The organism is Mesorhizobium sp. WSM4810 (assembly GCF_055811235.1).
Window position 1 is genome coordinate 67,784 of sequence record NZ_JBVVQV010000016.1, and the last position, 19,220, is coordinate 87,003.

The 19,220-nt window shown below is 58.7% G+C and carries 15 protein-coding genes and 2 pseudogenes; 15 read left to right on the forward strand and 2 right to left on the reverse strand.

Features of this window, described 5'->3' with window-relative positions; all coding sequences use genetic code 11:
• From AC0L3O_RS22130 to AC0L3O_RS22145, 4 genes and pseudogenes are all read left to right on the forward strand, one after another.
• Positions 1-246: hypothetical protein (locus AC0L3O_RS22130; protein WP_473616590.1), on the forward strand; the 246-nt coding region annotated here is incomplete at its 5' end.
• Positions 218-1,963: a type IV secretion system ATPase VirD4 gene (gene virD4 / locus AC0L3O_RS22135; protein WP_473616591.1), complete on the forward strand. Its 1,746-nt coding sequence runs from the start codon at positions 218-220 to the stop codon at positions 1,961-1,963. The genes AC0L3O_RS22130 and virD4, both read left to right, overlap by 29 nt.
• A gap of 51 nt (positions 1,964-2,014) precedes the next feature.
• Positions 2,015-5,473 carry a Ulp1 family isopeptidase gene (locus tag AC0L3O_RS22140; RefSeq protein WP_473616593.1) on the forward strand — a complete coding sequence of 1,153 codons (3,459 nt, stop codon included), beginning with the start codon at positions 2,015-2,017 and terminating at the stop codon, positions 5,471-5,473.
• A gap of 127 nt (positions 5,474-5,600) precedes the next feature.
• A pseudogene (locus AC0L3O_RS22145) lies at positions 5,601-6,118 on the forward strand (IS66 family transposase); the annotation flags it as partial.
• Positions 6,119-6,409: 291 nt separating this feature from the next.
• Here AC0L3O_RS22145 and AC0L3O_RS22150 read toward each other — a convergent pair.
• Positions 6,410-7,519 (reverse strand): annotated as a pseudogene (locus AC0L3O_RS22150) (IS110 family RNA-guided transposase).
• Between the two features lie 148 nt (positions 7,520-7,667).
• Positions 7,668-8,393 (reverse strand): two-component system response regulator VirG, encoded by a 726-nt coding sequence (gene virG / locus AC0L3O_RS22155; RefSeq protein ID WP_473532493.1) that lies wholly within the window; start codon positions 8,391-8,393, stop codon positions 7,668-7,670.
• A 1,300-nt stretch (positions 8,394-9,693) separates the two neighbouring features.
• Here virG and AC0L3O_RS22160 point away from each other — a divergent pair.
• The 11 genes from AC0L3O_RS22160 to virB11 all read left to right on the forward strand — a co-directional run bounded on the left by AC0L3O_RS22160 (position 9,694) and on the right by virB11 (position 19,129).
• Positions 9,694-10,476 carry a type IV secretion system lytic transglycosylase VirB1 gene (locus AC0L3O_RS22160; protein ID WP_065006391.1) on the forward strand — a complete coding sequence of 261 codons (783 nt, stop codon included), beginning with the start codon at positions 9,694-9,696 and terminating at the stop codon, positions 10,474-10,476.
• A 74-nt stretch (positions 10,477-10,550) separates the two neighbouring features.
• A complete protein-coding gene (virB2, locus tag AC0L3O_RS22165; RefSeq protein ID WP_404927828.1) occupies positions 10,551-10,856 on the forward strand; it encodes a pilin major subunit VirB2 in 306 nt (101 codons plus the stop codon).
• Positions 10,856-11,182 (forward strand): type IV secretion system protein VirB3, encoded by a 327-nt coding sequence (locus AC0L3O_RS22170; RefSeq protein WP_065006389.1) that lies wholly within the window; start codon positions 10,856-10,858, stop codon positions 11,180-11,182. The genes virB2 and AC0L3O_RS22170 overlap by 1 nt, the downstream gene beginning before the upstream one ends.
• Positions 11,182-13,551, forward strand: a complete 2,370-nt coding sequence (gene virB4, locus AC0L3O_RS22175; RefSeq protein ID WP_473616594.1) for a type IV secretion/conjugal transfer ATPase VirB4 — start codon at positions 11,182-11,184, stop codon at positions 13,549-13,551. Before AC0L3O_RS22170 ends, virB4 begins: the two co-directional genes overlap by 1 nt.
• Before the next feature lie 13 nt (positions 13,552-13,564).
• Complete coding sequence (locus AC0L3O_RS22180) at positions 13,565-14,248, forward strand: TrbJ/VirB5 family protein (RefSeq protein WP_065010587.1); 684 nt, start codon at positions 13,565-13,567, stop codon at positions 14,246-14,248.
• Between the two features lie 58 nt (positions 14,249-14,306).
• Complete coding sequence (locus AC0L3O_RS22185; protein WP_065010588.1) at positions 14,307-15,194, forward strand: type IV secretion system protein; 888 nt, start codon at positions 14,307-14,309, stop codon at positions 15,192-15,194.
• A gap of 25 nt (positions 15,195-15,219) precedes the next feature.
• Positions 15,220-15,378 (forward strand): type IV secretion system lipoprotein VirB7, encoded by a 159-nt coding sequence (locus tag AC0L3O_RS22190; RefSeq protein WP_082982598.1) that lies wholly within the window; start codon positions 15,220-15,222, stop codon positions 15,376-15,378.
• Positions 15,375-16,088 carry a type IV secretion system protein VirB8 gene (locus AC0L3O_RS22195; protein ID WP_473616595.1) on the forward strand — a complete coding sequence of 238 codons (714 nt, stop codon included), beginning with the start codon at positions 15,375-15,377 and terminating at the stop codon, positions 16,086-16,088. Before AC0L3O_RS22190 ends, AC0L3O_RS22195 begins: the two co-directional genes overlap by 4 nt.
• Positions 16,085-16,966, forward strand: coding sequence for a TrbG/VirB9 family P-type conjugative transfer protein (locus AC0L3O_RS22200; RefSeq protein ID WP_065010590.1), 882 nt, complete (start codon positions 16,085-16,087; stop codon positions 16,964-16,966). The genes AC0L3O_RS22195 and AC0L3O_RS22200 overlap by 4 nt, the downstream gene beginning before the upstream one ends.
• A complete protein-coding gene (gene virB10, locus AC0L3O_RS22205) occupies positions 16,963-18,105 on the forward strand; it encodes a type IV secretion system protein VirB10 (RefSeq protein ID WP_473616597.1) in 1,143 nt (380 codons plus the stop codon). The genes AC0L3O_RS22200 and virB10 overlap by 4 nt, the downstream gene beginning before the upstream one ends.
• Positions 18,089-19,129, forward strand: a complete 1,041-nt coding sequence (virB11, locus tag AC0L3O_RS22210) for a P-type DNA transfer ATPase VirB11 (protein WP_065010592.1) — start codon at positions 18,089-18,091, stop codon at positions 19,127-19,129. Before virB10 ends, virB11 begins: the two co-directional genes overlap by 17 nt.
• Positions 19,130-19,220 lie beyond the last annotated feature (91 nt).

Here is a 19,220-nt window from a genome sequence, read left to right on the forward strand (position 1 = left end):
CCCATAATTTTTTTTGTGGCTTTTCTTTTTCCCGGGGGTGGGGTTTTTTCTTACCTTTTTTTTTTAAATAAAAAAACCCGTGCTTGGGGGGTGGTGCGACGCAAGCGTCGCACCACCCGCTGCGGCATCGATCTGTCGAGTGGCGACATCGCGCGCGACGTCGGTTCGGTGTCTGAAGCAAGCGCAGCATTAGCTACGGCTAATCGGCAATGGAACAATGCCTTCAACAAAAACGACGCCCCCTAACATAGCCGTTAGCATCGCCTGCTCACTCGCCTTGGGCTTCTGTGCGGCAAGTCTGTACGCAACCTTCCGCCACGGCGGTGGCGGCGAGGCTCTGATGACGTTTGATGTCCGTGCCTTTTGGTTTGAGACGCCCTTCTATCTGGGTTTCGCAACCCCCGTTTTCTATCGGGGCGCGGCTATCGTGCTCTCGACATCCGCGGTCGTCTTGCTGATTCAGCAGATCGTATTGCGCCGCAAGCTCGAACACCACGGGACGGCTCGTTGGGCTCGAGTGGATGAAATGCGACGCACCGGATATCTGCGACGATACCGTGGCGTGACAGGCCCGGTATTTGGGAAGACGAGTGGCCCTTTCTGGCCTGGCTACTACCTGACCAATGGCGAGCAGCCTCACAGCCTCATCGTTGCACCGACCCGCGCTGGCAAGGGCGTCGGCATAGTCATTCCAACGCTACTTACATTCAAAGGCTCAGTGATAGCTCTGGATGTCAAAGGGGAGCTCTTTGAGCTCACCTCGAGGGCGCGCAAAGCCGCAGGCGACGACGTGTTCAAATTCGCGCCGCTGGATTCGGAGCGGCGCACAAACTGCTACAATCCGCTGTTGGATCTTATAGCGCTGCCGCCACAGCAGCAATTCACCGAAGCCCGCCGCTTGGCCGCAAACCTGATTACGGCCAAGGGGGAGGGCGCGGAAGGTTTCGTCAGCGGCGCGCGAGATATCTTTGTCGCGGGGATCCTTGCCTGCATCGAGCGGGGCACGCCAACAATCGGCGCCGTCTATGATCTCTTCGCCCAGCCGGGGGAGAAGTTTAAGCTCTTCGCGCGACTCGCCATGGAGACCCAGAACAAAGAGGCACAACGCATATTCGACGACATGGCGGGGAACGACACGAAAATCCTGACCTCCTACACTTCCGTGCTCGGCGATGGCGGGCTCAACCTGTGGGCGGATCCCGCTGTAAAGGCAGCTACAAGTCGCTCGGACTTTTCGGTCTATGATCTTCGCCGTCGCAGAACGTGCATCTATCTTTGTGTTGGTCCGAACGACCTTGAGGTGATCGCGCCTTTGATACGCTTGTTTTTTCAGCAAATCGTTTCAATTCTGCAGCGGTCGCTGCCCCGCCGGGATGAAAAGAACGAGGTTCTCTTTCTGCTCGATGAGTTCAAGCACTTGGGTAAGCTGGAGGCGATCGAGACCGCAATTACGACCATCGCGGGCTACAAGGGTCGCTTCATGCTCATCATCCAGAGCCTCTCCGCACTGACGGGGGCCTATGGCGAGGCTGGCAAGCAGAATTTTCTCAGCAATACCGGACTGCAAGTGTTCATGGCCACTGCCGATGACGAGACTCCGAACTACATTTCCAAAGCTATCGGTGAATACACATTTCAAGCCCAATCGATTTCCTACAGCCAGGCGCGAACGTTCGATTGGAACATCCAGAATTCACATCAGGGTGCACCGCTGTTGCGTCCCGAACAGGTGCGGCTACTTAATGACGAGTACGAGATCGTTCTCATCAAAGGTCTGCCACCATTGCAGTTGAGGAAGGTGCGATATTTTTCGGATCGCATCCTGAAACGCATCTTTGAAAGCCAGACAGGCGCCCTCCCGGAGCCGGTATCCTTGACGATAGCAGACGAGGGGCTCTCCGCAGAATCTCAACTCGATGACCCGCTGCGTGGATCGGCGCAAGACTTTGACGATACAGTTTGATGTGAGGCTAGTGTGGACCCGCGAAATAGTAATCCATCCCGTGTAACAGCTTTGTCGCAGGTGCAGGACGCCGGGTTGGAAGAGGGGCAAGCGGACCAGGCCCGGCAAGTGGGCGATGAGCAGCACCTTGCCGAGGCCCGGAGGCTGTTCGATCAAGCTGACGAGTCGCCAACCAATCCAGAGGAGGTTCTGCGACTGGAACAGGGGTTGAGCGAAGTGCTTCAGCGACGGCAGGATAATCTCGCCGCCTCGTCTTTTTTCAGCGACCCAGGGATGCCCGCTGGACCGGGTGACCACAACAGCATCGTGGCGGACGCTTTCGTAGCGGCCGGCTCTGGGCACGCCGGAGTTGAGGCCGCCGCCCCGCCAGCGTTAGCTGCCAGCCAACAGCAGATCCGGCCCTGGCCGGATGCGCTTGACCAGGGCAACCATCTGCCACCCGGGTGGGTCATCATCAACAATGAACATTCCACAGCGCTATTGAGGCCAGCGGAGAGGCAGAGGGCCCTGAATACGCCGCAAGCCGCCGCCATTCAGCAGCCGCTGAGCGAAATCGGCCATTCAGGCGGCCGCGTGCCGATGCAGCCCCCCATGCAGCAGTTGGGTGAATTGCCATTGGAAGGGGTACCCGTTCAAGGGACTGGGTCCGAACACTTGGGAAGGCTGCATGCGGAGGCCGCGCCCTCCGCAAGGTTTGAGGCACCCCCCGCTGCGATCGAGAACTCCATAAACGTCTCATTCGCCATCCCCGAAGGCTTCTCCCATGTGACTCAACGCGTCCCAGACGCAATGCTCTCTTTTCAACGCGTCCCAGACGCGATGCTCTCTTTTCAACGCGTCCCAGACGCGATGCTCTCTTTTCAACGCGTCCCAGACGCGATGCTCTCTTTCTTGGGCCGCCATGACCCCTTGCCGGATGCGGGCCAGGCCCGGCACGTGAGCTTTGAGCAGCACGTGGCCGAGCCGCGCCGAGCCGAACCTGTCGCGAGTGGCGCCCGTGCTACCCGCTATCGCCATCTGTCCGGCGAACACCGGGACGTGATTGATAAGGCGATCGCCCACGCTGCGGCTCAGCAACACCATAGCGCGGCGACGCTCCGAATATACTCGCATGCGCTTCGCCGATTGGCGAATGATCTCGGCGCTCGCGGCCAAGCGACTGATCTAAAAAATCACCAATCCCTGGTCGATCACCTAGATACTTTCTTTCCGCAAAACGTTGATATAAAGACGGCGTTGAACGTCCTGCGTGCGTATCATGAGCCGGGCTATTCAGCGACTGGCCGGTGGCCAGTGCCGGTGCCCTCAAAGGCAGACGCGCATGTCTTAGAACAAGTGACCAGTGACAGCAGCTTGGCCTCAAGCACCCGTGCTATCTATGGTCGTAATCTTCGCAAATTTTCTGAGGCGCTTGAGAGTCGGGGCCAGACGATCTCTGGGCTGGATCACTATTCGCGGATCGAATTCGCCGAGAGGTTGTTTCCAGGCAACCGCTATCTCCGCTTAGCGCTGGAACGGGTTCGCGATGCGGAGCCCGCGTCAGACGTTTCCGAGGCTCGGAGGCTGTTCGCTCAAGCTGACGAGTCGCCAACCAATCCGGAGGAGCTTCTGCGACTGGAACAGGGGTTCCGCGAAGTGCTTCAGCGACGGCAGGATGATCAAGCCGATTCGTCTTTTTTCGGCGACCCAGGAAATCTCGCTGGACCGGATAACCTCAACAGCAGCGTGGCCGACGCTTTCGTAGCGGCCGGCTCTGGGCACGCCGGAGTTGAGGCCGCCGCCCCGCCAGCGTTAGCTGCCAGCCAACAGCAGATCCGGCCCTGGCCGGATGCGCTTGACCAGGGCAACCATCTGCCACCCGGGTGGGTCATCATCAACAATGAACATTCCACAGCGCTATTGAGGCCAGCGGAGAGGCAGAGGGCCCTGAATACGCCGCAAGCCGCCGCCATTCAGCAGCCGCTGAGCGAAATCGGCCATTCAGGCGGCCGCGTGCCGATGCAGCCCCCCATGCAGCAGTTGGGTGAATTGCCATTGGAAGGGGTACCCGTTCAAGGGACTGGGTCCGAACACTTGGGAAGGCTGCATGCGGAGGCCGCGCCCTCCGCAAGGTTTGAGGCACCCCCCGCTGCGATCGAGAACTCCATAAACGTCTCATTCGCCATCCCCGAAGGCTTCTCCCATGTGACTCAACGCGTCCCAGACGCAATGCTCTCTTTCTTGGGCCGCCATGACCCCTTGCCGGATGCGGAAAACCCGAAATGGAACTACGAGATTAAAGGTCACGGCTACACCGCCGAGAGGCCAGAAGGGGGCAACGACTTTTGGCTCGTCGATCGCGGTCCGATGAGGGAAGCTGCAGCGGCTGCAGTACTGGCAAAGGCCCCAGAACCCGCCTCGCCAGCGAACGCCAGGCTGTCAGACACCTATCGCGGTGTTCCATTAGTCAATCTGACCACCTCCTCCGATGCACGGATCGCAGCGCTTCCGTCAGGTTCGTCCAACCTCCCCGAGGGGGTGGTGCTCGGTGCCGACCTGCTGAGCGACGCCCATATCCACAGGGATTACCGGTTGCTGGAGCAGGACCTGCAGGAGGCCCACCCAGCGCTCGCCGCCCGAACGCGGCTGGTGGATCCCTTGGTCTCCCAGCAACTGCGCCGTCACGACCGGGACCCGCAACTTACATTGCTGTCCATCTATCATCACAACGACGTCGCAGCCGACTTCGTGTTCCTGCCGGTGAACAGTGGCAACCCTTTGGCTACGGTGGCAACTGATGGACGCAACGAGCATTGGTCGCTGCTGCTCGTTGATCGCCGCGACCCGGAAAGAGCGGTCGCCTATCACTACGATTCCATCCATCAGAGCTATGGACGGGGATACAATGACGCGCCTGCACGAGAGCTCGCAACAACACTGGGCGCGACCACCCTGGTGACACCCGCCATGGCCCGGCAGAACAACGGTGTTGATTGCGGAGTCTTTGTGGTGGACGGCACGCGCGCGCTGGTTCAGAGATTGGCGAACCAAGAGTTTCCGGAACGGCTGCGGCCGCTGCACCTCGACGACCTCGTCGCCGATCGGCAGGCGCTGCAAAACCGACTGAGGCAGGGCCGCTTGCCGCACGAGCTTGCCGCAATCCCCCCGGAAGCTTTTGGAGCCGCGTCGCAGGTGCAACAAGCCGTGTTGCAAGAGCAGCAAGCCCGACAAGTCGCGCCAGCGCCGTTTGAACGGCGCTTGGGCAGGACTCGCGAGGCCCAGGACGAGCTGACGAGTACACTCGACAGGAGCAACCTCGTGAACAGCGGGGGCGTCATCATAAACAATGAACACTACACAGCGCTATTGAGACCGGGGAAGAGGCAGAGGACTGATAATCCGCAAAGCCTCGCCATGGGGCGGCAGCCGAGCGAAGCAACCACGACGTCCATCAACCAAGCCTCCGATCAAGCCCGAGCCGACCTAATGGCTTCCTTCAGAAGCAGAGAGCGCTCCGACGCGGGGCGTTGAGCTCCATGGCTGGGGTCAAACAGAACGGCTCTTTTGACGACAGAGGCGCTGATCCGATCTCCGGACCGGTAGCTCTCGCCGTAATTGATCAGGCTGGCACTGCTGGAAGGCGATGTAGGCCTGGAACTCGCCGATCGCCCAGACGCTGAGACGGATCGCCGACCTCTATAAAGATCGAGGACGATATCCGCGGCCGATCGGCCGATGAACGCCGCGCGATGCGTCAGGAATATAGCCGCGCTATTGTCGCCGATTTTGAACCTTGGCTGCGCGAAAAGCTCGGCCTGATCAGTCAGAAGACCAAGCTCGCCGAGGCAATCCGCTACACGCTCTCACGCTGGGAAGGCCTCTCGCGCTTCCTTGACGACGGCCGCATCGAGATCGACAGCAACACCGTCGAGCGCTCAAGCCGTCCGATGGCGCTCAACCGCAAGAACGCGCTCTTTGCAGGTTCAGACGGCGGTGCCGAAAACTGGGCAGTCATCGCGTCGCTGATTCGAAACCTGCAAGCTCAATGGTGTCGAGCCACTCGGCTATCTCGCCGACGTCCTCACCAGGATCGTCAACAGCCATCCGAACAGCCAGATCAACGACCTGCTGCCTTGGGCCTGCATCCGGGCGCCCGAGCTCAAAGCCGTAGCCTGAGAACAGCGCTCTGATGACCGCTGTCAACGCTGTGGGCGCACAAAATCATCCGATCCGGGGAGCGGCTGTCGTGCTGATGATCGCGTATGGGAGGAGGCGGAACTGAAGGACGTCGGTGATCAAGCTCTGATGCGCGGGTTGGCTACCGCATTCCCGATTGTGCGTCCGGGGCTGTTCCTATCTTACTGCGGGCGTCGGTCAATTTGCCGGCCACAAAGCGTCTGACGGGCATTCCCCTGCCGTGGTCCCGCCTCCGCCCATGCGCGAGGTGTACACTGCCGCGGCGAGCGATCAGGTGGAGCGTGCCTCCCTGGCGACGGCCCACATGAAGCCGACTAGTTCGCGGGCGATCGCCGTGCAGACCACCGTCGTTCGCTTGCCTCGCCCGACCAGCTTTCGATAGCGGGTCGTCAGGCGGGCTTGAGCCTTCCATGCGATCTCACCGACTTTCGGCGGCGCCTGCTCCAGCCGGTACAGCTTCGCTTTGCCGATCCGGGGAGGGTGTCGATACGTCCAGGCGCTCTCGACCAGCATGTGGCGAACGCGGCCATTGCCTGCCTTGGTGATGCCGCCACGCCTGATTGTCTCTCCAGTCGATCGCTCGCCGGGAACGAGGCCGAGATACCCCATGAGTTGGCGAGGGCTCTCAAAACGGCTTACGTCGCCGATCTCGGTAGCGAACGTTACGGCGACGATCAGATCGACCCCACGCAATGTCTGGAGCGCTCGCACGATCGGCGCCAGCGACCAGTTCGGGATGAACTCTTCGATCACGCGCTCAAGCCGTTCCACACGCTCTTTCGAGACGCGCACCGCTTCGACCATCTCCTGGAGTGCGATCTGATGTGCAGGATAATCGAACCGCTGCTCCTGCAACCAACGCAGCTAGCGCATGGTCCAGTTCTTGCTGCGTGGATAGGCACGAGCATGCTTGAGCATGAAAGCGCCCACCTGCTGGCGATGGACCCGCAGCCTCTCGACCGCGGCGGCCCGGGCGCGAACGAGATCGTGCATGGCTTCGTGGTCTTCATCGGGGACCCACACCGCGGTCAGCTCGCCGGCGCGCAGCAGCCTTGCCAATGAAAGAGCATCCCGGCGGTTCGTCTTCACCCGATCGCCAGGTTTCCTTGGAATCAGCGATGGCGCGACTACGGTGCATTCATGGCCAAGGGAACGGATCAGTCGGTAGAGGCCATAGCCGGTTGGGCCCGCCTCGTAGCAGAGGTGGATCCGATCGAACTTGGCGGCGATCCGTTGGATAACGCGGCGCATGCTCGTATCCGATGCATCGACCTCGCCGAAGAAGCGAACCTCTCCCTCCCGGCCGGCTTCCGCAATCGCGACGGCATTCCTCTGCTTCGCAACATCGATTCCGACAAATGCTTCCCTATAATCTGCCACGGCTCGTCCTCCTGTGATGAGGATCGGCTCGGCCCGCCCGAGCAACCCTCGGACGCGCAGTGTAGGGCGAGCCACCTCACCGGCAGAAGCGGACATACGGTCTTACGCTTGAACAGCCTCGTCAGCCAATCTCCAGCATAACTACCTGTCACGCGGCCAGGGTGCCTCCGTAGCTAACGTCTACGTCAGCGTTGAAGAAGTACCCTGCACCACGGCATGTCTTGACTAGGCGAGGATTGGCCGCATCAGCCTCCAGCTTTCGGCGCAAGCGCATGATTAGGACATCGATACTTCGATCGTACACCTCTTCTCCACGCACACGGCTCGCGAGCAAAAGCCGTTCTCTGGATAGCACGTTGCGGGGGTTCTCCAGAAATGCGATCAAGAGATTGAACTCACATGCGGTAAGCTTGACCTCGCCACGCTCCGTACAGATCAGTCGCCGCTGCTTGACGCTGAGCTTCCAGGCCCCAAAGCGAAATGAGCGCTGATCTTTGGTTCGCGGACTGGAAATGCGCTCGCGTAACGCTACTCGAATGCGGGCCAAGAATTCGCGCATCCCGAAAGGCTTGGGAATGAAATCGGTTGCGCCGAGCTCCAGTGCAACCACTTTTTCCGCCTCATCAAGCCGGTCGCCGCTGATCACTATGATAGGAACATCCGATCTTGTCGCCAGATTGCGGACAATCGCAAGTCCATCCTCCCGGCCTAGGTTAAGGTCAACAACCACGAGATCGACTGGCTCATGTGAAAGAACATAGTCAAACTGCTTGCTATCGTGGACTGCGGTTACCTTCAGGGCATGCATCGTGAGATACCCGGCGATGAGGCGCCGCATTGCGGCATCATCGTCAATGACAAGAACATGTTTCAACGGCACACCTTCAATCTTGAATCCCCTTGTCTAAACCTGTTTCTGAGCAACCCTGGGGCACCGACGCAGAACAGCTGCCCCTTGATATCACTCGCCGTTGCCTGCGGCCAATGTGAGGCCGTGCTCGTCCTGGTCTTTTCATCCGTGGCGAATTGACCGCACCCAGGCAGCCCGTGGCCACCAGACAGGTCCAAGCGCCGAGATGACCCTGCCGTGTGGTCCTTCGCTTTTTCGCTTCGAGCTCCCCCGTTGGTGCAGGCCTGCCAATACCATTCGAGTTCGACCTCATGGATGCCAAGTTTCCTGCTATGCCCTTGCATCCTTGTCATCCTGGAGTTTGCGGACCTGGATCATCTCGACATCCTCCGGCTCGTGGATCCAGCTCGGACATGGTTGAGCAGCGCGGCGTTTGGTTGATCGGAAAGGCGGTCGGCGGAAGAAGACCGTGATTCGCTGCAGCGGCCTTGTGCCAAATAGTATGTCTCCTGCCAAGCCGGCTTCGTCCAAGGTGGCCGGCGGCCCAAATGCTGTTTCGGGCGACCGGCAGGTCGCCGATTGCGGTGAACGTCCGGGCTAACATTTCTCAGTTACTGCAACTTCTCCATCTGGAGGGTGTCACTATGCTTGTCCATTGCGCCGTCGGACTCCGTTAATGGCGTGCGGTTTTCTGCCGATGGGACTGTGCATGATCCACCCGTTGGCGGCGCGACCGATCAGCTGAACCAGGCTCGCACCAGGTGGGCTGCGCCGCCACGTATTCCCAGTTGACCCTCGCCCCCGCGGATTTGCCCCTTCGAGCCAGCTTCGCGGACGAGCTCGCGGTCTCAAACAATGATCTGAGTGTGCAGGGCCGCGCATGGCTGTCTCTTAAAGCACCGGCAGCATATCGGCAAAGTTGGGCTGCTTTAGCGCCTTCGTCGATTCCCCACGGTGATCCCGAGCCTGAACAAACCCGCCAAGCTTCCCATTTTGTCCTTGGCTTAGCGCTGACAAAAGGTCCCATCACCATCCATGACGCCGAAGTCGCGGGCCACGGTCCAGGAGCAACGGACGGCCGGGACGAGCAATCCCGCACAGGAGTCATCGTACCAAGATGCTCCAGATGTCGCTGGCTGATCGGGCCGGCGCCACCCCACGCATGCGCAAGCTGCTCCACCCACGCTGACACCAACACGGTCTTTGCTTCAGTTGAAACCGAAAAGCTGAAATTGAACATCACAGAGTAACAAACCTCCCCGATAAGCGCGTGCCGGACAGGGGCAGAACTCGTGCGGCGGCTTGGAAAGGTAGGTAATAGGGAATGTTTATTGCAGCTTGGCCCCTGGCCATCGTCCTGTTGACATCCATGTCACTCCCAGCCGAGCCCGCGCCACTTTCTCCCCGTGAGTTCCACAGCCTGTCGCGCAAATGCGCTCCATGGGTTGCGCCGTCCACCCTCGCCGCGATTGCCAAGATTGAAAGTGGCTTTGAAACGCTGGTGGCTCATGACAACACCACAGGTGAGCAGCTTCGCTGGATAGATCACCTGGAAGCCACGCGGGGCATCAAGCACCGCCTCGAAGCACAACATTCTGTCGATGTTGGATTGATGCAGATAAACAGCAACAACTTTCCCATGCTCAATCTCACGCCGGAAAAAGCTTTCGAGCCCTGCGCCTCGCTTTCGGCTGCCGCCCACTTGCTTGAAAGCCGGTATGCCGGCGGCACGACTGCTGTGGCACAGCAACTGGCGCTTCGCCGTGCCATCTCGGCCTATAACACGGGCGACGTCACGCGTGGCTTCACCAACGGTTATGTACGCAAGGTCGAGTCGGCCGCAAAGGACATGTCAAGTCTCCTTGAGCGAACGCTGGAGCCGACCGCTCAAGATGTGCCAGGCCTTGAGGCAGCCGGTCCGAAAACCGTGCCCCCTCTGCTCGAACAGAGCCAACAGACTAATGAAAAGCAGCCCGCACAAGATTCGTGGGACGTTTGGGGCTCCTATCAGCGAAACCGCTCCGGGGCCGATCCCTCCGGTCCGACAGGCAGCCAGGCTGCGGACGAGCGGGAACCCTCGAACCCGAACAAACTCGTATTCGATTGAAACATGGAGATACAATGATGAAGCCACTCAAAATACTTCGTGCACTTAAAACGCGTGTTCCTTCGCCTTTTTCCATGCTGCGCATGGCGGCTGAATATGTACCGGCCGCTGCTGCGGGCGTCGCGTGGACGGTCTTCTCCAGCGGGCCGGCCGCGGCCCAGGTGACCGGAGGGACGGATCCTGCCAAGATGGTCCAGAATATCTGCGCCTTCATACTTGGTCCCTTCGGACAATCACTGGCCGTGCTCGGACTCGTGGCCATCGGCATCTCCTGGATGTTCGGTCGTGCTTCACTTGGCCTGGTTGCGGGTGTTGTTGGAGGAATTGTCATCATGTTTGGCGCCAGCTTCCTGGGCAAGGCGCTCATAGGCGGTGGCTGATGAGCGACCGGTTGGAAGTGAGCACCCTCTATGTGGCGGCGACACGCCCCGCACTGTTTCTGGGGGTGCCGCTGACACTGGCCGGAGCGCTCATGATGCTGGCGGGGCTCATCATCATTATCCTTAAGAACCCGCTTTATGAAGTCGTGCTCGTGCCACTCTGGTTCGGAGCACGGCTGATTGTTGAGCGTGACTATAACGCCGCAAGCGTCGCGTTCCTCTATTTGCAAACGGCCGGCAGAAGCGTGGACGGGCCGGTCTGGGGCGGCGCGAGCGTCAGCGCCAATCCGATCAGAGTGCCGAAACGCGGAAGAGGAATGGTGTAATGTTTGGCGCCAGTGGCCGGACCGAGAGATCTGGCGAGATCTACCTTCCGTATGTCGGTCATCTAAGCGATCAGGTTGTCCTTTTGGAAGACGGATCGATCATGGCCATGGCACATGTGAACGGGCTGCCGTTTGATTTGGAAGACGCTGAGATGCGCAACTCGCGCTGCCGCGCGTTCAACACTCTCTTGCGCAACATCGCAGATGACAATGTCTCGATATACGCTCACCTTGTGCGACACAATGATGTGCCGGCGCCAGCGCCGCGCCAGTTTCAAAGTGCATTCGCTGGCAGTCTGAGCGAGGCCTACGAGCGCCGTGTGCTGTCGGGAAAGCTCTTTCGCAACGATCACTTCCTCACTGTCGTCGTGTTCCCCCGCAGCGCAATCGGCAAGATCGGCTTGCGGCTTTTCAAGTCCCCCAGCCGGAATGACAATGATCTAGCCGCCCAAATTCGAAGCCTGGAAGACCTCTGGCAGATCATTGCTGGCTCACTGGGCGGTTACGGTCTGCGCCGGTTGGGTATTCGTGAGAAAGGCAACGTGCTCTTCACCGAAATCGGTGAGGCGCTTCGGCTGATAATGACATGCCGGTTTCTTCCGGTTCCGATGGTTACCGGCTCACTCGGCGCCTCGATCTACACTGACCAGGTCATCTGCGGGAAGCGGGCGCTTGAGATTCGAAGACCTGGGGATAGCTCCGTGGGATCATTGTTTTCATTCCGTGAATATCCGGCGACAACGCGGCCAGGCATGCTAAATCCCTTGCTGTCGGCCAACTTCCCGCTTGTGCTCAGCCAGAGCTTTTCCTTCCTCACACGGCCACAAGCTCATGCGAAGCTTAGCCTTAAGTCCAGCCAGATGACGAGCGCCGGCGACAAGGCTCTCACCCAGATCAATGAACTTGCCGAGGCAGAGGACGCACTGGCAAGCAACGAGTTCGTCATGGGTTCGCATCATCTGAGCCTGTGCGTCCATGCCGAGAGCCTCAACAGCCTTGCAGATCGCGCAGCCAATGCGCGCGCAAGGCTGGCCGATGCGGGCGCCGTTATCGTCCAGGAGGGTATCGGCATGGAGGCCGCATACTGGTCCCAACTTCCGGGCAACAACAGGTGGCGCACACGCCCCGGGGCGATCACCTCGCACAATTTTGCCGGGCTTGTGTCATTTGAAAACTTCCCAAGCGGTTCCACTTCCGGCCACTGGGGCAAAGCGGTTGCGCGCTTTCGCACGAACGGTGGAACTTCATTCGACTACATCCCCCATGAGAATGACGTCGGCATGACGGCGATATTCGGACCCGTCGGCAAAGGCAAGACGACGCTGATGACGTTTATCCTCGCGATGCTTGAGCAAAGCGTGGTCGATCGCGATGGTGCCATCGTATTTTTCGATAAGGACCGGGGTGGTGAACTGCTGGTTCGAGCCACGGGAGGGACATATCTGGCGTTGCGCAGAGGCACTCCGAGCGGCTTGGCCCCCCTGCGTGGACTGGACAACACCTCCGCCTCGTTGGATTTTCTGCGCGAATGGTTGATGGCCCTGATCGAGAGTGACGGCCGTGGTCCGATCTCGCCGGAGGAAAGCCGTCGATTGGAACGTGGCATTGTTCGTCAACTTTCGTTCGACCCCGTCATGCGCTCACTTGCGGGCCTACGCGAATTTCTGCTGCACAGCCCCACCGAGGGCGCAGGAGCACGGCTGCAGCGGTGGTGTAGAGGGAATGCGCTTGGATGGGCGTTTGACGGCGATGTGGACGAAGTAAGGCTGGATGCCTCCATTACAGGCTTCGACATGACGCAGCTCCTGGAATTTGAGGAGGTCTGTGCGCCGGCCGCCGCATATCTTCTGCATCGCGTGGGCGCTGTTGTCGATGGCCGTCGGTTTGTCATGAGCTGCGACGAATTTCGTTTCTATCTGCTCAACCCCCAGTTCTCGGCTGTTATCGACAAGTTCTTGCTCACCGTCCGCAAAAACAACGGGATGTTGATACTCGCAACGCAGCAGCCTGAACACGTGCTTGAATCGCCCCTCGGAGCTAGTCTCGTTGCACAATGCATGACGAAGATTTTCTACCCATCACCGACGGCGGACCGAGCGGCGTATGTCGATGGCTTGAAGTGCACTACGCAGGAGTTCGAGGCAATCCGCCACGGAATGGCAATTGGCAGCCGCAAGTTTTTGCTCAAGCGCGACAGCGGGAGTGTTGTTTGCGAATTCGATCTTGGGCAGATGCGCGAATATGTAGCCGTACTCTCGGGGCGGGCCAACACCGTGCGCTTTGCCGACCAGCTTCGTGACCAGTACGGAGATGCCCCAAGTGGGTGGCTCGACAAGTTCATGGCTCGTTACCACGAAATTCAAGACTGACGGAGGAATATTCATGAGATTTGCCAAGCTTGCAGCAACAACGCTTGCTGCTTCCTTTCTGCTTAGCACACAGGCCCGGTCGCAATTTGTCGTCAGTGACCCGGTAACAGAAACACAAGTGACCTTAACAGCGATTTCCAATGCGGCGATCCTTGAGAGGTCAATCACGACGCTCGCTACCACGATCGAAATGGTGGATATGCTAAAGTCGTCATTCGGTGTCACGGGACTGCTGGGCACACTGAACCAAGGAAATCACTACCCGTCGAGCAATACGCTGGAGGGGCAGATGTTTGATGCTCGGGCGCCAGTTTCGACCATGGCGCGTAACATTGCGCAGGACCCAACTCGGAGAGTCACCGGCACCGATGCAGAAGCGAAACTGTTAGAGGGGCAAATCGCTGGTGCCGCCAATGCCGCAGCTCTTGCAGCCGACACTCTGGGCGTAATGGACAAGCGCCTTAAGGCTAACGACAACACGCTTGGTCAGCTTTCCAGCTCGAGAAATATTGTGCAGGCCACCGTGACCAACGGTCTGGTCCTCAAGCAGATTCATGATGCGATTATCCAAAATGCCCAGGCCACGAGTCTGCTGACGATGGCCACTGCACAAGGCAGCCTTCACGCCGCGGAGGAGGCCGCCACGCAGCGTCGCGAACGCCAGGACACCGCCAAGATGTTTAGCATCCTCCCGTAAACCACGCAGAGTTCATTCGGCTCAGCTGCGCTGATCAGGGACAAATCAGGCTCACGCCATGAATTTCAAAATTCCCGCGCCATTCACGGCTATACACACGATCTTTCATGAGGCCTTTACGTTAGGGCTGCACGAAGTGCTTGAAAAGATCCAAGAGGCGGTCAGTGCGCCTCTGGTTGCGTGTGTCACGCTTTGGATAATAATCCAAGGCTGTCTGGTCATGCGTGGTCAAGTCGATGCGCGCGGGGGTATCTCGCGCGTAATCATGGTATCGATTGTCGTTGCTCTTATCTTAGGGCAGGCCAACTACCAGCAGTACATTGAAGCGGTCTTCGACGACACGATCCCGAGGTTGGCTCACCACATCAGTGGCAGCGACTTGCCCTTCATGGCGATCCCCCAGAAGCTCGACTTCATGTTTGCCTCAAGTCAGTATGTCTTTCAGGTGATTGCTTCCGAAATTGGGCCTATGAACGGCCAGGACATACTTGCTTTCCAGGGAGCGCAATGGATTTTCTACGGCGCGCTGTGGACAGCGTTCGAGATCTACGATGCCGTTGGAATCCTGACGAAGGTGCTCTTGGCGATCGGCCCCCTGGTCCTTGTAGGCTACCTTTTTGATCACACTCGAGACATAGCCACCAGATGGATCGGCCAACTGCTCTCGTACGGGCTGCTGCTTCTCCTCCTCAATATCGTTGCAACGATAGTTATCGCTGCCGAAGCAGCCTCGCTGGTATTCATGCTGGGGGTGATCAAATTCTCGGGCACGACAGCAGCCAAGATCATCGGGCTTTACGAGCTCGACATGCTTTTCCTGGCTGGTGACGCTCTGATCGTCGCGCTTCCGACGATCGCCAGCAGCATCGCCGGCGGCTCTTGGGCAGGTGCGAACCAACCTCTTAACAACCTCAATCGCCACTTTGCCAAAACGGCGGGTGGTTAACCAATCGACAAGCGCGGTGCCAAAAATGAAACTTTATCTACTTTTGTCAATCCTCGCTTTGGCGGCCTGCAAGACAACCGATCGGCTTGCGACCTGCACGGGTGCGCCATTCCAACTGAACGTGGGACAATGGGAAACCACCCCTGAGGATCTTCAGGTCGAATGTGCGGAAGAGCCCAAGTGAAATTTCCTGAACATGCCCTTCTGGTGGAGAGAGAAACGCTAGCCGCCCACTACAAGAAGGTGGAAGCGTTTCAAACTTCACGAGCGAAGTCTGCGCGGCGCCTGTCAAAGGCCCTGATAGCCTTTGCCGCAGCGGCGGTCCTAGGAAATGTTGCCCAGGCATTTACCATCGCTGCCATGGTCCCGTTGGCCAAGCTCGTACCTGTGTTCCTCTGGGTACGGCCGGATGGGACCGTTGACAGCGAAGTGTCAATCTCTCGACTGCCGGCAACCCAAGATCGAGCCGTCATAAATGCTTCGCTGTGGGAATATGTACGCCTGCGCGAGGGCTACACAGCAGATACAGCCCAATATGGCTATGACCTCGTGTCCAGTTTCAGCGCACCGGCTGTGCAACAGCAATATCAAGATTTCTTCAACTATCCGAATCCCACCTCGCCGCAAGTCACGGTCGGCAAGCGCGGCAAGCTCGAGGTCGGGCATATTTCCTCAAACGACATCAGTCCGGACGTTCAACAGATCCGATACAAGCGTACGCTTGTTGTCGATGGGCAGATGCCGATAGTGACCACCTGGACAGCTACCATCCGCTACGAGCGCTTGACGGGTCTGCCTGGCCAATCGAGACTCACCAATCCGGGAGGTCTACTCGTCACGTCCTATCAAGCCTCGGAAGATAGCGTATCGAACCTGGGCTATGCGCAGCCATGACAAAAAGAGCATTTCTCGCGCTGGCCTGTTCACTTTTCCTAACCATGGAAGCGTGCGCGGAAGACACGCCACTTGCCGGCAAGCATGATGCGCGAATGCGCTACCTGGCTTACCGTCCCGACGAAGTGGTGCGCCTATCGACCGCAGTGGGGGCAACGCTGGTTGTCACATTCGCGGCCAACGAGACCGTCGCAGCCGTGGCCGTTTCCAACAGCAAAGACCTGGCTGCGCTCCCGCGCGCCAACTATCTCTTTTTTAAGGCTAGCCGGATGCTCCCGCCGCAGCCGGTCATCGTGCTGGCCGAGAGTGAGTCCGGTACACGGAGATACGTCTTCAGTATTTCAACGAAAGCGATGCCAAAACTCGATGAGCAGCAACCTGACCTATATTACAGTGTGCAGTTCACCTATCCTGCTGATGAGGCTGCTGCTCAGAGAAAGGAAGCAGAAAGGCGCTCGATTCTTGGTCAGGCCCGGGCGAAAGTGCTGCAAGACGAGAGAGTTCAGGATCTGTTGAATCGGCCCGCCGCAACTGCCAGTCCGGACGAAAGCAATTTCCACTACGTCGCAAAGGGCGATCGATCGCTGGCGCCGCTGGAAGTTTTCGATAACGGCTTTACGACCGTATTTGGCTTCGCAAGCAATTCCCGCATACCCTCCCTCTACGTTATCAATCCCGACGGCAAAGAAGCCGCTGCCAATTACACGGTCAAAGGGGACTATGTTGAAGTATCCGCAGTCGCCCGGGAATGGCGTCTGAGAGATGGCAATACGGTCTTGTCCATTTTCAACAGGGCTTATGATCCTGTGGGACGAGCGCCAGTGACCGGTACAGTGACACCCGACGTGTGGCGCGTTTTGAAAGGCTCGGGCCGATGAATGAAACCGGCCCACAGTCGGGACATGATGTCCATGCATCCGGATCGATGGTCTCGGAGCCGGCCCGCCGGCATGTTTCGGGATTGCAGAAGTTGGCCGTCGCTGCTCTTGTTCTCGTCTCATCTCTATCGCTCATCTGGCTCGGAGGTCGTCCCGGCACACAAGACGATCCGTCTCAGCCAAAACCGCCAATTGTCGCCAACGCCGAGCCATTCCGCCCTGTGCCAATTGAGATTGCTCCCGAACCTCCAGCACCCGTACAGGCGGCCCAGGCGGCAGATGCTGCGCCATCCACGCCGCCCCCACCGGCGCCAGCTGATCCGCCGCCCGAGGAAACGCCAATTTTCGCCTACAGTAGCAGCAGTCAAATGCCCAATGACGGTCAGCGGAGCGAAGACAACCATAAGGATACTCCCGCGACCGCGGATGAGATTTCAAACGGTGGCGATCTGTCAGGCCGATTGAAGCCAGATATACAGGAGCCGAGCCGGGCCACACTTATGCCGCACCCTGATCTCGTGATTACTCAAGGAACGATCATTCCCTGCATTTTGCAAACGGCAGTCGACACAAATTTACCCGGCTATGTGAAGTGCGTCTTACCAAACGACGTCCGCGGCGCCACCAACAATGTCGTGCTCTTGGATCGCGGGACGACCGTGATTGGCGAGATCCAGCGCGGTCTCCAGCAGGGGGATGCGCGTGTCTTCGTGCTGTGGACGCGCATCGAAACACCTGACCATGCCCTCGTTTCGATAGCATCGCCGGGCGCTGACGAGCTCGGCCGCTCCGGAATGCCTGGCACGGTGGACAATCACTTCTGGCAACGCTTTGGCGGAGCGATGCTCATGAGCGTTATCCAAGGCGCGTTTCAGGCGGCCGGTCAATACGCGGCCAGCTCTGGCGGAGGAAGCGGCATCAACAGCTTCCAGAGCAATGGTGGACAAGCCGTCGAGACGACACTGAGAGCGACGATCAACGTTCCGCCAACCCTGAAGAAAAACCAGGGAGATGCCGTATCCATCTTTGTGGCTCGGGACCTCGATTTCTCAGATGTATACGATCTTAGAGCGACTGCCGTGGCGCCAGCCCCCCAATATCGCAAACGCCGGAGAGACAACAATGCAATCGGAGGCTGATCCTCAATTGCGTTTGCTTCTCGAGCCCGTTCTGAAATGGCTTGAGGAGCCAAGGACCGAAGAGGTCGCTATCAACCGGCCTGGGGAAGCCTTTGTCCGACAGGCCGGCGTTTTCACGAAACATCCGCTGCCGCTGTCTTATGACGATCTGGAGGACATCGCGATCCTCGCTGGAGCGCTGCGCAAGCAAGATGTCGGACCGCAAAGCCCCCTCTGTGCGACTGAGCTGCCGAACGGAGAGCGGTTGCAGATCTGTTTGCCGCCCGCCGTTCCCTCAGGAACAATAAGCCTGACGATACGGCGTCCCTCAAGTCGTGTGACTGAACTCAAGGAAGTTTCTTCTCGCTACGAACACTCGCGTTGGAATCAATGGCGGTCACGAAAAGAGCGCCAGGAGCGGCAGGACGAAACGATTCTTCAGCACTACGACCATGGTGACTTGGAGCAATTTTTGCGGGCCTGCGTCTGCGGGCGGCTCACGATGCTGCTTTGCGGACCTACTGGAAGCGGCAAAACGACAATGAGCAAGACTTTGATCGATGCTATACCCCCCCAAGAGAGGTTGATCAGTATCGAGGACACGCTCGAGCTTGCAATCCCGCACGAGAATCATGTCCGGTTACTCTATCCGAAGGACCGAACAGGCTTAGGTGCGGTGACAGCCGAGCAACTGTTGCAGGCCAGCTTGCGCATGCGCCCTGATCGAATATTGCTCGGCGAGATGCGCGATGATGCTGCTTGGGCTTACCTTAGCGAAGTCGTCTCCGGCCATGCGGGATCAATATCAACCATCCACGGGGCTGATCCGGTCCAAGGCTTCAAGAAGCTCTTTTCACTCGTCAAGAGCAGCGCGCAAGGAGCCGCTGTGGAAGACCGCACGCTTCTTGACATGCTGTCGGCTGCCGTTGACGTCATTGTCCCGTTCAGTACCCAAGGCGAAGTGTATGAGGTGGGAGAAGTATGGCTCGCCGCTGATGCCCGGCGACGGGGAGAGACAGTAGCCGACCTTCTCAACAAGCACTAAGGTTGAAACAACGTCTCGGGATCGATAAGTCGGTGATGTGACGCGTCATTTTATTCTGCTTCGATGTCTTTTGAGAGGCCTTCCCGGATTG

What these genes read in the sequence shown, in the direction of transcription:
- virD4 (WP_473616591.1), top strand. Translation starts at nt 218, where the DNA reads ATGCCTTCAACAAAAACGACGCCCCCTAACATAGCCGTTAGCATCGCC.
- AC0L3O_RS22160 (WP_065006391.1), top strand. Translation starts at nt 9,694, where the DNA reads ATGTTTATTGCAGCTTGGCCCCTGGCCATCGTCCTGTTGACATCCATG.
- virB2 (WP_404927828.1), top strand. Translation starts at nt 10,551, where the DNA reads ATGCTGCGCATGGCGGCTGAATATGTACCGGCCGCTGCTGCGGGCGTC.
- AC0L3O_RS22170 (WP_065006389.1), top strand. Translation starts at nt 10,856, where the DNA reads ATGAGCGACCGGTTGGAAGTGAGCACCCTCTATGTGGCGGCGACACGC.
- virB4 (WP_473616594.1), top strand. Translation starts at nt 11,182, where the DNA reads ATGTTTGGCGCCAGTGGCCGGACCGAGAGATCTGGCGAGATCTACCTT.
- AC0L3O_RS22180 (WP_065010587.1), top strand. Translation starts at nt 13,565, where the DNA reads ATGAGATTTGCCAAGCTTGCAGCAACAACGCTTGCTGCTTCCTTTCTG.
- AC0L3O_RS22185 (WP_065010588.1), top strand. Translation starts at nt 14,307, where the DNA reads ATGAATTTCAAAATTCCCGCGCCATTCACGGCTATACACACGATCTTT.
- AC0L3O_RS22190 (WP_082982598.1), top strand. Translation starts at nt 15,220, where the DNA reads ATGAAACTTTATCTACTTTTGTCAATCCTCGCTTTGGCGGCCTGCAAG.
- AC0L3O_RS22200 (WP_065010590.1), top strand. Translation starts at nt 16,085, where the DNA reads ATGACAAAAAGAGCATTTCTCGCGCTGGCCTGTTCACTTTTCCTAACC.
- virB10 (WP_473616597.1), top strand. Translation starts at nt 16,963, where the DNA reads ATGAATGAAACCGGCCCACAGTCGGGACATGATGTCCATGCATCCGGA.
- virB11 (WP_065010592.1), top strand. Translation starts at nt 18,089, where the DNA reads ATGCAATCGGAGGCTGATCCTCAATTGCGTTTGCTTCTCGAGCCCGTT.